The organism is Candidatus Kryptoniota bacterium (genome assembly GCA_036567965.1).
In the GTDB taxonomy this organism is placed as follows: domain Bacteria; phylum Bacteroidota; class Ignavibacteria; order Kryptoniales; family JAKASW01; genus JAKASW01.
The window spans coordinates 75,115-88,487 of the sequence record DATCTN010000017.1 but is presented as its reverse complement, the minus strand read 5'-3'; the positions used below and the strand labels follow the sequence as shown (position 1 = coordinate 88,487).

10 protein-coding genes and 1 tRNA gene are annotated in these 13,373 nt (G+C 48.9%); 2 read left to right on the top strand and 9 right to left on the bottom strand.

The window, feature by feature from the left end; genetic code table 11:
* Positions 1-14 precede the first annotated feature (14 nt).
* The 6 genes from VIS48_06760 to VIS48_06735 all read right to left on the bottom strand — a co-directional run bounded on the left by VIS48_06760 (position 15) and on the right by VIS48_06735 (position 7,194).
* Positions 15-1,055 (bottom strand): lysylphosphatidylglycerol synthase transmembrane domain-containing protein, encoded by a 1,041-nt coding sequence (locus VIS48_06760; protein ID HEY9165846.1) that lies wholly within the window; start codon positions 1,053-1,055, stop codon positions 15-17.
* Positions 1,056-1,163: 108 nt separating this feature from the next.
* Positions 1,164-1,916 (bottom strand): glycosyltransferase, encoded by a 753-nt coding sequence (locus VIS48_06755; GenBank protein HEY9165845.1) that lies wholly within the window; start codon positions 1,914-1,916, stop codon positions 1,164-1,166.
* Positions 1,917-2,126: 210 nt separating this feature from the next.
* Entirely contained in the window at positions 2,127-3,185 is a 1,059-nt protein-coding gene (locus VIS48_06750) for a radical SAM protein (protein HEY9165844.1), read from the bottom strand.
* Positions 3,167-3,889, bottom strand: coding sequence for a glycosyltransferase (locus tag VIS48_06745; protein HEY9165843.1), 723 nt, complete (start codon positions 3,887-3,889; stop codon positions 3,167-3,169). The genes VIS48_06750 and VIS48_06745 overlap by 19 nt, the downstream gene beginning before the upstream one ends.
* A 2-nt stretch (positions 3,890-3,891) precedes the next feature.
* Positions 3,892-5,607 (bottom strand): capsule assembly Wzi family protein, encoded by a 1,716-nt coding sequence (locus VIS48_06740; protein ID HEY9165842.1) that lies wholly within the window; start codon positions 5,605-5,607, stop codon positions 3,892-3,894.
* A gap of 75 nt (positions 5,608-5,682) precedes the next feature.
* Positions 5,683-7,194: a radical SAM protein gene (locus VIS48_06735; protein HEY9165841.1), complete on the bottom strand. Its 1,512-nt coding sequence runs from the start codon at positions 7,192-7,194 to the stop codon at positions 5,683-5,685.
* 209 nt (positions 7,195-7,403) lie between these two features.
* On the opposite strand from VIS48_06735, the gene VIS48_06730 reads away from it, so the two are divergent.
* Positions 7,404-8,873 carry a tetratricopeptide repeat protein gene (locus tag VIS48_06730; protein HEY9165840.1) on the top strand — a complete coding sequence of 490 codons (1,470 nt, stop codon included), beginning with the start codon at positions 7,404-7,406 and terminating at the stop codon, positions 8,871-8,873.
* A 120-nt stretch (positions 8,874-8,993) separates the two neighbouring features.
* Here VIS48_06730 and VIS48_06725 read toward each other — a convergent pair whose 3' ends face one another.
* Positions 8,994-9,305 (bottom strand): hypothetical protein, encoded by a 312-nt coding sequence (locus VIS48_06725; GenBank protein HEY9165839.1) that lies wholly within the window; start codon positions 9,303-9,305, stop codon positions 8,994-8,996.
* 192 nt (positions 9,306-9,497) lie between these two features.
* On the opposite strand from VIS48_06725, the gene VIS48_06720 reads away from it, so the two are divergent.
* A tRNA-Leu gene (locus VIS48_06720) sits at positions 9,498-9,584 on the top strand.
* A 351-nt stretch (positions 9,585-9,935) separates the two neighbouring features.
* On the opposite strand, the gene VIS48_06715 is transcribed toward VIS48_06720, so the two are convergent.
* Positions 9,936-12,701, bottom strand: coding sequence for a DUF2723 domain-containing protein (locus VIS48_06715; GenBank protein HEY9165838.1), 2,766 nt, complete (start codon positions 12,699-12,701; stop codon positions 9,936-9,938).
* Positions 12,702-12,852: 151 nt separating this feature from the next.
* Complete coding sequence (locus tag VIS48_06710) at positions 12,853-13,326, bottom strand: hypothetical protein (GenBank protein HEY9165837.1); 474 nt, start codon at positions 13,324-13,326, stop codon at positions 12,853-12,855.
* Between the last annotated feature and the right edge of the window lie 47 nt (positions 13,327-13,373).

Genomic DNA, 13,373 nt, shown 5'->3' with positions numbered 1-13,373 from the left:
CGGGCTGAACCGTCTCAGGTCGCGCCAGTCGTCTCTTCGGTTCTAATCAGCTTGCCGAGCGTATTAATCTTCAGCCTGTGCGCGAAAATCAAAACGAAAACTGAACCTACGATCGTAATCTCCACGTATCCGAACAGATATGTCAGAGACGCGTAAGCTAATGCCTCAACCTTCGGTACTCCTGATATTATGACCAGGGCCTGGGAGACGAACAAATGGTAGACTCCCATCCCGCCGGGACTCGGCAAATTCCATGCTATAGAGCTCACGAGCATCAGGAGGAACGCGTCGAAGAAAGTGGGGTGCAATCTCGTACCGAAGGAAAAAGCGAAAAAGGGGATGTACATGGCGAATATATAAACGATCCACATCACTGCCGTATAAATCGCAACGGCACCGACCCGCTTTCCTGACCGGAGAAGTCTGAACGATGCTAGAAAGGACAGGATCGCGGAATCGACCTTAAGAGCAAATTTCCGGGGAAGGATGAACTCCACGATATGAAGGAGCATGCGCTGGACTCTGTCCGAAATCGAAGACATGTAAAGACATCCGCCGACCACTAGCGACCCGGCGACGAGCAACACGCCTGCGACGCGGAGGAACGGGAAGGACTCAGTGAGCCCACCGTGATAGAGGAACAGGGCCACGCCGAAGAGTATCCCGGAGGAGATCATGTCGAAGAGTTTTTCCAGGACTATCGTCCCGAATACGCCGCTGACTCTCACTTCCTCAAGCCGCCCGGTAATGTACCCGCGCACAATCTCGCCGAGCTGGGGGAGGAAGTTATTGAAGAGGTACCCAACCGTTATGCTGCCCCAGGCGTTGACCAGCGAGACTTCCTCCTTGAGCTCCCGAATTATCACGCGCCATCTGAGCGCGCGGATGAAATGGCTTAGAACGACTACGATAACAGTCAGGAGGAGTATGTAGAAGTTGGCCTTCAGCGAGTCGTGGAGCAACGAAGAGAAAGATATCCCTCTAAAAGCGAAATAGATGAACAAGGCCGCGATGAGCACACCTACGACCGCTCTCAGTAAATTAGATCTGTTCAAAGAATATTTCCGGTGATCGGGTTCAACTCTTTGAATGTCGCATTGATGCTGGATGGTTTCGGTCTTCGCCCCGTGTTTCGACAGTTGAACTGTCCCAAGGCCCGGGATTCAGACGCGCTCACCAATTTTCACGGAATGCACAAACGTCGAGCAATCTTTAGTAAAGAAGGCATGGAAGTAAGCCCTGGCGTATTCGTAGTTCACTCTCCAGAATCCCGACTCGTCGAAGCGCCTGGGTGAAGACTGAGCCCATACCTTCTGTGAAAACTTAACCTTACCCGCCGAGCGTGCCAGCATCATTGCCAGCACGGCGTCATCGCCCCAGAACTTGATGGGAGGTATGCCGCCGATTTTATGCAGAGCCTCGCGAGTTGCCGCGAAGTTGCCGCCGATCAAGATGGCCGCCCTGCGCCAGAAGAGAACCCTCAGGACGGACGGCAACGCGGGCAATATTACCCGCGTATACAACTTGTTCAACCAAAGTTGATATCCGGTGGAGAAGCCGTAGAAATACGGACCGCTCACTGCTATCGCCCCCTTCTCAATCTCAACCCTGATGCTTGCGATCCAATCGTCAGGGATCCTACAATCGGAGTCGATAAAACAAATCACATCGCCGGTCGATTCCAGGAATCCCCGCTGCCGCGCAAAATTCGGCCCGGGCTGTTTCTCTGACACAACTTTCCCTTTTCCTCCCAGTGCGATGACCGCAGCATTGCGGGTTCCATCGCTGGAGTTGTTGTCGACGACTATGACTTCAAGAGAGTCACCGTCCTTTAAGACCTGAGATTGAACGGCGTGGACAGCCGGTGCGATTTGCGCATCTTCATTGAAGGCAGGTATCACTACTGAAAACTTCATTCGCCTGGCGCCTTTACTTTTCTGAATTATACTGAAATGTTATTCAAGAAGGAAGAATATTCGAGGTCGAGTACTGTCCTGATTAGAGTCTTTCTCAAGTGGGAAACGACTTTAACCGTCAAGGTCCAAAAGACACGCTAAGATTACAATATTGATTTAAATATTCCTAGCGTCCATTTGCGGTAAGACAGCCAGGCATGATTACAGATTCTACCTTACCCTTTTGAAAATCTCACAATTGGTACAAATGGTATGGTCAGTCTCGCCTTGATAGTTCATTTTGCCGAATAAGCTTCGCGAATACACATATTTGTCATTGTACCAGATTTCTTCGAAAGACTCTTTCGTTAAATCTCCCCAAACATTTTCCCTGCTCGTAACCCAGCAGCATGGTGTAACCTTTCCATCGGGATTAATAACGGGAGATGTGAAAAGCTGGTTGCATGGCTTGTCGTTTATTGGAGGCTTATTACCATTTTTGTAGTAATCCAGAACAAATCCAGGATTGTCAGGCAGCCATTTCTTCTTCCTTTCTTCAACCGTGCCTGCAAATGTCATGTCGGGGATGTCGTCAGCCAATCCCATTTTATCGAAAGTAATTTCGATACGCAGTTCTTTAGCCAACTTTTTTGCGAAGTCGATTTCATGCTCATTGAATTTATTTACGATGAATTTCCAGACGATTTTCGGATCCCTTTTCTTCAACCTTTTTTTGGCTTCGACTGTCATTTTAATATTCTCGATAACCCAATCGAGACGTCCTTTAACTCTATATTTCTCGTAAGTTTCCTGAGAGGCTCCGTCCGCTGAAATCACCAGCAGATGCAAACCGGAACTAATTAATTGCTCAAAAAACTCGGGTTTTTGTTTAAAACTAAAGTTTGTATGCACAGCGGTATAAATATTTCTTGAAACGGATTCCTTTATCATGTGCAATGTTTCATGGTACAGAAGAGGTTCACCCCAATTAAACAGCACTAAGACCTTAAGCGAGGGAATCTTTTCCAGGACCATGTTGAACGTATCGATAGACATCTTTCCTTTCTGGTAGTCCTGATTCTTCGATGCGCAAAGAGGGCACTCAAGGTTGCAGATGTTTATCGGATCGACAGTCGCGACTGTCGGGAGTTTAGGTCTCAGATCATTCGGGTTGAATCTGTACTTAAGCCATTCAACAATCTTGTTTTGGATGTTTATAGGTACTCTTTGCCAGAGAGAAAGATAAGCTTGGAACACGAATCCGTTCACGCTCACCTTATTGCTTCCCACTCTTTATAGAATCGCTTCAACTTAGTCCAGGGTCCTGCGCTCAGGATCCACGACGCGACCGTTCTCCAATAGCCCCATCTGCGATACCTTCGAGGAGACTCATATACGGTCACTCCCCGCAAGAACAAGACCCTCCCATGTTTTCTTAGCCTAGTAAACAGTTCAAAGTCTTCGCCCGTGACGAGCTCTTCTTTATAGCCTCCCACGCTCTCGTATACTTTTCTTCTGATTAATTGGCACTCGCCCCTTGCTATCCCGCGCCCCAGAAGATTTGAAAGAAAGTAAAAGACATTTAAAACCAGGCTGAAGATTCTATCATTCATATTCTCCTGTTCCGGCAGGCACCTGATAGGACATGTCATTGCCACGTAACCATTCGAAGCGAATTTCGTCTGCGCCATCGACAACAGCTTGTCCAAATCGATTCTGACATCCGCGTTGATAAAGAGGAGGTTATCCCCGCTGGCCGACCCGGCACCCTTCGACCGGCAGGCTGAGATGGTCCTTGTTTCACTTAGCTGATAGCAGAGCACCTTGTCGCAATATTGTTTGGCGATCTCAAGCGTGCCGTCCGAGCTTCCACCATCTGATACAATGATTTCATAGTCGAATTTCGATTTGAGAGACGGATTGCCAAGCGACTCAAGAAGCCCGGGCAGGAGTTTTTCTTCGTTCAACGTGGGTATTATTATGGAATATTTCATGATCAGAAATCCGTAGAAGCTGTCACATAGAGGAATTGGTCTATAGATGCTTTCGATAAATAGAGTTGGTCGATCGACTGAAGAGAGTAACTGATATCCAGGAAGTACTGTCTCACAGGCTCGATGCGCGTTGAAATGTCGAAAATGTCCCTGTTGACCCTGAAACCCATCAGGAACACGTTGGTGTATTTGAAGTCAAGATCTCCCCGGTTGACGTCACCGCCAAAATTCCTGGTGATGATCCCCCTATCACTGAATGTCGGGTTTCCATTGACGTCCAGGAAGCCTTCCCCAGAACGCTGATGCTTGTACAAGAAGTTGAGAGTAATTCGATTCGTCAGATAGTAACCCAGCTTGAAGGCCACCTCATCGGAGTTCGGCGGGAGGGCAGCTCCGATGCTGATTCCCCAGTTGGTATAATTGCTCATATTAGTCCGGTGCGAGTAGACGAACGGATCGATTCGGGTGTATTCCACAGAGGCCGAGAGGTCATTGAGTCCGAAGGGCTCGACGTACATGAATCCGGCCTGATAACCGAACTTGTTGTCATTCCCGGCCGGAGTCTTCTTGCCCAGTGTGCTTGTATTCAGGTCATCTATAAGGAACGAAAGCTGTATCCCGATATTCGTGTGAGGCCTGAACTCGCAATCGAAACCGATCAGTGCGTTACTGAGGGGATCCTCATGAGTGCCCAGATTCTCCGACTCGATTACACTTGCTGGATTGAGATATGTGAATGAGAAGGGTACGTTACTAAGGATAAGGCTTTCGAAAAGACCAAAGCGGAAACTGCGCGACAGTTCAATATCCAGGCGATGGCCCAATATGCTTTTCGATGTGAGTGGGGCTCCCAGCGAATCCCCCTGGAGGTTACCGTAGAAAAACGAGTAACGGAAGAACTTGTAATCGATATCCAGTTTGCCAAAATCAAACGGAGGAATATTGTCTGAGATAAAAAGTTTATCGATATAGCCGTTTCCCATTTCGAAATTGTCTCTTCCGATAGTCAGGGAGACAGCATGATTTGCAGTTTCATAACGCATGTACCCGGCATTGAAGGCTGTGATAAATTTATCGTCGACGAACTTAGTTGAAGCCGCCAACGACGGATCGTAGCCGGTTGCAACCTGGCGTGCGTATTTACTACCGCTAAACGATTGACCTTCAGTGACCTGGACATAAAACGCAAGGTTATCGTAGAGTGTGCCTCTCAGCCTCGGGCCGATCTCGAAGAGCGAGAGCTGCGCTTTTTGAAAACTTTTCGCGTCGAAATTTCTGTATGAGACCGCTCCGATACCGTCCAGGAACAATGAAAAGTTCGAGTCCGCGTATGAAGCCAGATATTTCTGCTTATCGTTGCTGAAGATCTGCAGGACGCTATCGAGTTTGAACTCATGAAGAAAGGAATACGATTCATCCATGCTCTTATCGATATCGTACCTAAACTCCACCATTACGTCTGCGAGTATCTTCCGCTCGGTAGGTGATAATTTCTCTTTGGCCTTCGCAATATCTTTTAAATACGATGCGACTTCCCCCCTGCTTATCGGAATACTGGCGCTGTTATAATCGATTAACCCTTTCATGCTCATCGTTTCCAGAAAAGGATACACTTTATGATCGACAGGAACCAGCTCCGTTTGTGCCATTGAAACAACCGGAAGCAAGATGGAAAGGACCACAATATGCCGCAGTATACCCCTTCCAAGGTTTCTCACACCGCACTCCTTTTTTTGATCAGTCTATCTGGATTGAAGCCTGGTTGATCAGTTCTCCGGCACGACACTACATAACTACCCTTTTCCTTGAGCGGAAACGTTCCCGGCCAAACCGGCCGATTGCATTCGCAGTGCAAATTCCTTACGGCGTTTCCCTTCGAGGAAGCGCCCCCGGGTGAAATGATGGAACACCCAATCGGGATAATGATAGATCATCATCAACAGCGTCTTCACGAAGAACAGCGGATACCTCTTCCAGATCCTCCTGTAGACGCCGCCGTCGGTGAAGGTCATATGGTTCATCGAATCTATGACCCTGTACAGTGCATACGAGTCAAGATGATCCGTCCTGATATTCGTGTTGATGCAATCGTAATAAGAATAATCGTCGAGATTAGTTATGTAATTCCCTTCGAGAAGTTGCTTCCGAAGTTCAGTACCGGGGTACGGAGTCAGCGTGAAGAACAACGTCGCATCCAGCCTGAGTTTCTTTGTGTATTCATACGTTCTCCAAAGACTCTCTTTATCGTCGGAGGGATTGCCGACTATGAATCCGCCGAAGACAAAAATATCATTCTCCTGAAGCGCCCTGACTACGGTTTCGGTTTCACTGGTTTCAAATTGATTGTCCTTCTTGAAGAATTTCAGCGAATCGTCGGAGTCGCTCTCGATTCCCAGGAACACCCATTCAAATCCGGCCTTCCTCATCAGCTTCGTCAGATAAGGATTGCGGCTAAATCCCTGGACACTTGCCTGAGTCAAATACTTGATATCGTTCAGCCCGCGGTCGATTATTCCGTTGCAAAGCTCCTCAAAATGGGTTTTGTTCAGGACGATATTGTCGTCGGTGAAAAATATTGCCTTTGCACCATGATCTTTCGCTGCCTGGATATCCCGCAACACTCTCTCGTTGCTGAATTGTCGGAAGCTGCGGCCGTACATTTTCGTTATCGTACAGTAGCTACATGTGAAGGTGCAGCCCCTCGAAGTCTCGACCACATCGGTCTGGTACCCAAAGAGCCTGAAGTTCTTGTTCTTGATTACCCTACAGTCTCTGTTTGGCAACTCAATGTCGTCCAGGTTAAGCAATTCGTCGGGAGGATTCTGAACAATCCTTCCGTCCTTTTTGAACGAAACGCCCGGTATCTTATCGCAGCTGGTGCCGTGGTACAACGCCTCTGTGAGTTTGCGGAAAGCGACCTCACCTTCTCCACTTACGATAAAGTCCAGGTAGTCCGTATCGTTGCTTTGAAGAACCTCTTCGTATGCTACCGTTGCATGGTAACCGCCAAGAACCGTCTTCACATTCGGGTTGATCTTCTTCGCGATTTTCGCAAGCTCCAGCATCTCGGCATACTGGAACACCATGGCACTGAAACCGATTACGTCGAAGTGATTCTTCGTGATGTATTTCGTGAAATAGGATTTCGCATTGAACCGAACAGCCACCAGGTCCAGGATCTTTACCTTACAGATTTCGCGATTCACATTCGCCGCAAGGGATGATAGCCCGCCGTTGGGCTGTGTCATCAGAAATGCGCCGTACCCGGTGATCTTCGAACTCGCGACCAGCAGACAATTGATCATGTACTCCCCTCATTTAGTGATCGCCACGTGATTTTCCGAATAATATATGGATATCGTGTTAACCGCGCAAACTCTTATGTCACCGTCATAAGTCATGATAGTGTTATATTGTCGTATTGTTACTGTTTGTTGCTCCAAACACGAAGCGTGAGTTTCAATTGCAGATACGGTATGGGGGCATTCGTCCCTTTTTTTGTTCGGCCATCCTTATGCTTGGACTAGTTCTAAATGCCAAGGGGCAGGATAGCTACGATATACTCGTCGGCAAAGGCCGGGACCTGGCGTACAACGTGCGGTTCGAGGAGGCCGAAAGCCTCTTTACTGAAGCCGCCCGTATTTCTCCCGGAAGAGCCGAAAGCTATTTTAATATCGCGCAAGTCCATCTGTGGCTCTTTCTTTGGACGAACAACCGTGGTGAATACGAGACATTTACAAGATGGTACGACAGTACTGTCACGAAGTCAGAGAAGATCATCGATTCCAACCCAGGAGACTACAGGGCGACGTATCTCCTGGGCGAGACTTACCAGCTCCGCGCGATCGCCGGAGTCGCCGCGCATTCTTATCTCGACGCCTTTTGGGCAACTAAGTCAGCATCCGGCAGTTTCGAAAGGACTCTTAAACTGGCCCCGGACTTTTATGATGCGTACCGGGGCGCCGGTGAGATTCATTACTTCCTCGACTTTTTGCCCGGAAGTGTGAAATGGGCGATCACCCTCTTCGGTATGGAGGCAAACAAGGCCAAAGGGTTTTCTGAGTTGAGGCTGGCGCACGAGAAAGGAACCCTGGATAAGGTAAAGTCGGCTCTCTCGCTCGCGCAGATTTATTCCGACTACGTTGCGGAGTACGACAGCGCGGAGATCCTGATGCGTGAGCTTGTAACCAGGTTCCCCAGAAACCCGTTGTTCAATTACCATCTCGCCGTCATACTTATAAGAGAAGGACGTCTTCACGAAGCCGAGAAGCACCTGGATACCATTCTTAATCTGAACGACCCTGATTTTGCCGTGCTGAACAACCTGTCGGTCTTTCTTAAAGGAGATATTCATTTCAAGCTGAATGATTTCCGGAATGCCGTCAAATACAACAAGATGTTCCTGGAAAACACTAAGGAGCCCGATTACTCGGGGATAGCTAATTACCGGCTCGCGGTCAGCTACAGGGCGATTGGCAACGATTCCCTGATGAAGAAGAGTCTGTCGGATGCGATGCACGGGAACGATCGCATTTACGACGACGCGCAGGCAAAGTCCCGGAGCAAACTCTTCCTCAAGAGGGGAATCTCCAGCGACGAGCTCATGACAATAGAAATGAAAAACAATATCGACGCCGGTGAGTATGAAAATGTTTATTCTACGTTGATGCCAGTTGTTGACCAGATCCAGGATATGGATGCGCGTGCGGAAGCATTTCTCCTCTTATCGGAGTCAGCGATTCACATGGGAGAGTTCTCTGAAGGAACACGGTTCGCAACCATGGCGGACTCCATCGACCGCGGTGACGATGAACGGATTGAGCCGATGTCATGGTACTTGACTGCCCTGGGGAATTACCGCCTTGGTGACCTTTCGGGTGCAAGAAGGTCTCTGCGCAAGGTAAAAGACACGAGCGAATATGGATCGAACAATATTCTGAGTGCGCGGGTAAACAACCTCGAAAGACATCTGAACCCGCGATGATGCGGAAAGTAAGTCGCCGCAATGAAAGGTGGCAATCTGCCTGCAGCAGAAATGGATGTTCAAGCGGCCATCCCATTGCCGACGATTAAATCTGGAAAATGGTATGAGCAGCCCGCCGGACTAGACTCGTTTCAACCTGTTCCGGTCAATATGCTCGAACAGCGCCTCTTGCCCCTTTATTTCCATCATGGTAACCTGGTAGTAGCTGAGACTCTGGTCGTCGTGGAAAGACATTTCAAGCTCGAATGCAACTGTCTTGAACTCGCCGTTGAGGAAAGGGTTGCAACCGATCCCGAAGATGGAAGATCCCTCATGGGCAGTCAGTTTGAAATGCTTTGCATCAGGCTCTACTATACCGCCAGCGACCAACGAAACGCCTCTGGGAATCGAGATGCATTTCATAATCGGGGGCTGGTCACTAACCTTGAGCAAGATCTGAGGACACTCGGATATCAAAACCACTTTGATCTACGCGAAGGTTCGGCTTGGTGCCATGAAAGGCGCAGTCAAGCTGTTCGAAAATCTCAAAGCGCCGGTCACATTTTGGTTACTCGGCTCGGGAAAAGTCGACAGTAACGCCTGAATTTTTGTTGAAATCCTTCAAAATGTTATATTTTCACATAAGCCGAGATGGCGGAACTGGTAGACGCACTGGACTCAAAATCCAGCGAGGCTTAACCCCTCGTGCGGGTTCGATTCCCGCTCTCGGCACAAAATTCAAACCGGGGTGAATATCCACTTCAGTGCTAGAGAAATTCCCATAGCTCCAGATGTTTTAAACAGGACTAACCCGAAACACCCGATGGCTGCAGAACAGGTGTTGAAAGCAGCGAGTCAATATCACGTCAATCTCCGGTAGACGCATCCCGATGAAGTCTCAATTTGTCGTGACGAGATTCCTCGTGCGGGTTCTTTCGAAGGAATCCTCCAAAGGAGTACTTCACGAAGTGACCTGCGGTCGGACCTTTGGGAGATTCCCGCTCTCCCTTTTCACAATTCATGACGTCATTGTTCTCACTCAATCAAGCTTCTAACTGAACCGGCATTTTGGAAAACGAATGTCTATCTATTGCCGACCGAATCCTTCGACTTACTCACCTGGCTTTCCAGCACGCTTATGCGCGAAGCGATCCCTGGATCACCGGGATACATCGACTGAAGTTTTTTCAGGAGTGCCAAAGATTTCGAATAGTCGACTTCCATCGTATAAATATTCAGAAGCACTCCGTACGCATCCTCATTTCCGCTCTGGCTGTAATCGATCGCGGCGAGCGCACCTCGCTCTGCTGAGTCCGCATACTCGCGAAAATGAGATTTGTCGCCGAGCGCAAAATACAATCTTGAAATGTATTCTGTCAACCTGTAGTCCATCGGGATCGCGGCGAGTGGAATTCTCTTCTCCATCTCGTTAAGTACCGACAGCGAATTGGTGAGATCTCCATGCGCCTGATAATAAATGGCGAGTGTCAGGAAAGAGTCTCTTATCGCAGAAATTGTGTTCCTAGCATTGCTGTCATAATACACTCCTGATATGTTCAACCCCTCATAAATGAATCCGTATTTCTGTCCATCCACAATTTTGGCATTGTCGGAGAAAAGACATTTTTTCATAAGAGACACATCCATCGCGTCGAAATATGAACCATTATCCGGGACAGGAGTCACCTCGTAAACAAGTCCGATTCTCCTGAAGTATCCCTGTAGCCCGATGAAATCAGACGGTGGAGTGAGGGTCGTAAAGCACACAGGTCGATTCCACTTGTTTGTGGAAACAATGTTGTTGACCATGATGTCCTGGACCCTCAACGCATGGATATCGCCGAACTGCAGCGTGGGTTGGAGTGTGTATTCTATGTAGCTCTTGTATGATGCGCTCGAGTCTTCAATTCCGAACTTTCGGTAAACATCGGCCGGGACTGCCATTCTGATCTTCTTCGACTCCCACTGGATTGCGCCTGCATTGGCGATCTCCTCAATTTGCGGGTCCGAGAGCCCGATCGGGACCTGCGGCGAACCGTGCGGCGTTTCGTGCTTGAGTTGGAGAAGGTACCAGCCGGTATTCGACAGGCTGAGACAGACTACTCTCACATCTGTCCGGACACCGAGCGCTTCCTGCAGATACCACAGAGGAAATGTGTCGTTGTCTCCTCCGGTGAAAAGGATCGTGTTGGGCGGACACGACTGCAAGATGTCATACGATACATCGAGCGCGGAGAAATTCCTATGCCGGTCATGACTAAAGAGGTTCTCACGAAACATGTTTAGCGGGCCAGCTGTTAAGACCAACCCCGTCAGCAGCACGGTCACCCCCGTCTTCCGAGTAACCCACCCGAATTTTTGGATTGAAGATTTTAGAAGTCCGCTCGCTCCGATTCCGATCCATAACGCGTAAACAAAGAAAGCCCCTACGAAAAAGTAATCTCGTTCCCTGGGCTGCGGCTCCGCCATGTTGAAGTAAACCGCAAGAGCGAACCCCATCATTACAAACATCGTCAGAAAAACCAAACCAAATTTCCAATCTTGCTCGAAAATGTACCACAACCCGAACAATCCTAAGAGAAAAGGAATGCCGTAGTAGCTTGCTGGATAGCCATAATTTTCAGATTTCGATCGCCCGTGATTGCCCAAGAGTTCAACGGAAGAATCCTGAGCGTCCCCTTGTCTTCCGATGAAATTGAAACCGATATATCTAAAGAACATGTGACCGAGCTGGTAATTCCAGAAATAGTCCAAGTCCGAGGAATATTTTTCATAGCTTTTTTGATATTGCGGTTCGCTGCTCCATCTTCTTGGCCAGACAGAAGGCTGCTTGCCGTACTGGTCCCGTCCAATGTAACTCGACAACCTCGCCATGTTTACCGGACTGTTTTCATTTATGGGAGGGAACGCGTTCGCACGCACGACAACCAGAGCATAGGTCGAGTAACCAAGCACGATCATAAGCGCCGCAGTCAATGCGCTGCTCACCAGCAGGTTCTTCCGCCTGACCGCCAATCTTGTGAAATATATAGCCCCAATGACTCCCAATATCGGTGTCAGCTTCACCAGCGAACTATTTTCAATGTCAATCGGTCCGATACTCAAATTTCCGGAAAGCGCGCTCACGATCCACCTCACGATTCCGGGATAAATGACTGCGAACGCGGCACCGGTCACCACAAGGAATTTCAAGAAACGCTTCCACTCAAATTCAAAATATCGGAAGAAGATTATAGCAGCCAGGGGGAAGAAAGCAAGAAGACAGAGTTGATGGATTCCACAGGAAAGGCCCAGGACGTAGGCGACAATGAGAAGATATCTGGACGCACCTGGTTCTTTCCATTTCTCGTACCAGACCAGAGCTAGCCAGATCATCAGTGCAATAAAAAAAATCGCCGAGGCGAACAGACACGACTCCGCCGCATTAAACCAGAATGTGTCCGAGACCGCAAGTGTAAGCGCTCCGATTCCCGCTGATCCAAACACAAGTACGGCTCCCCTGGTGTCCGTTGGAAATCCTTCCCACCTAGAGATGACCTTGACGCCGATGAGATAGAGTAGCATGACGGCGAGCGCGCTCGCCAGGGATGAGACGAGATTAATTCTGAAAGCTGGATCATTTACGAATGTGCCCATCATTGCAAACCTTCCCACAAGCACAAACAACGGCGCGCCGGGAGGATGAGGAACCTCAAGGGCAGGCGCCGTAGCCGCGTACTCTGCACAGTCCCAGAAGGATACGGACTCTTGTGCGGTAAGAGCATAAAGCGCAAATGATAGAACGAATATGGAGAATGCTATGTATCGATTCAGGTTTCTTTTCTGCTGCGATCCGTTTGGGCAGTTCATTTTCAAACTCCAATCTGCATATCGTCTTTCGACGAATGCGGTTGACAGTAATCGGTTCGTGAGTTATTACCGCTGGATAATCCGAGTCAATCCGAAATGCATACCCGCACTTCTTGGGTTGGACTACCGGATTTGACTTATGAACTGATCCCTATTTCTTCGTTTCCAGGGAAGCCCGAAAATCGTGTTGAGGATCGTAAGGTGAGAGAAAATGCTGAGAGGAAAGTGCACGAGCGGTCTGGAGATATGAAGGAGATGTCACTGAGAATGTGAATGTATTTCCGCCTGAGCCACCGTCATTCACGAGCGCGCCTGAATTATCAACGCTAAGATGTCGGGAAGCCTCGGGATCGCCACGCTCACCGTTCGAACTTCTTTCAATTGACGTGCTCACCGTTGTGAAATCCGGCTTGACTGATTCAAGGGCGGCGGTCCCAATGTCGTTTGAAAGCGTTCGTCCGACAAGCTCCGGATCGGGACATTCGCAGGATTGCAGCTGCGCGACAGGCTCACAAAGTTGAAGCGAAAATGCGATCGAAGAAGGACCAGACTTCGATTCCGCGCGAGCAGCCGCACTCGATGCAACGAGGAGGAGACTAATTGCGATGAACGACCTGAGTTTCATATCTGTTTTCCGCCCACATTTTAGGCGAAAGGCCGACTAAAGTCAAT

What these genes read in the sequence shown, in the direction of transcription:
- VIS48_06715 (HEY9165838.1), bottom strand. Translation starts at nt 12,701, where the DNA reads ATGAACTGCCCAAACGGATCGCAGCAGAAAAGAAACCTGAATCGATAC.
- VIS48_06730 (HEY9165840.1), top strand. Translation starts at nt 7,404, where the DNA reads ATGCTTGGACTAGTTCTAAATGCCAAGGGGCAGGATAGCTACGATATA.
- VIS48_06755 (HEY9165845.1), bottom strand. Translation starts at nt 1,916, where the DNA reads ATGAAGTTTTCAGTAGTGATACCTGCCTTCAATGAAGATGCGCAAATC.
- VIS48_06735 (HEY9165841.1), bottom strand. Translation starts at nt 7,194, where the DNA reads ATGATCAATTGTCTGCTGGTCGCGAGTTCGAAGATCACCGGGTACGGC.
- VIS48_06745 (HEY9165843.1), bottom strand. Translation starts at nt 3,889, where the DNA reads ATGAAATATTCCATAATAATACCCACGTTGAACGAAGAAAAACTCCTG.
- VIS48_06710 (HEY9165837.1), bottom strand. Translation starts at nt 13,326, where the DNA reads ATGAAACTCAGGTCGTTCATCGCAATTAGTCTCCTCCTCGTTGCATCG.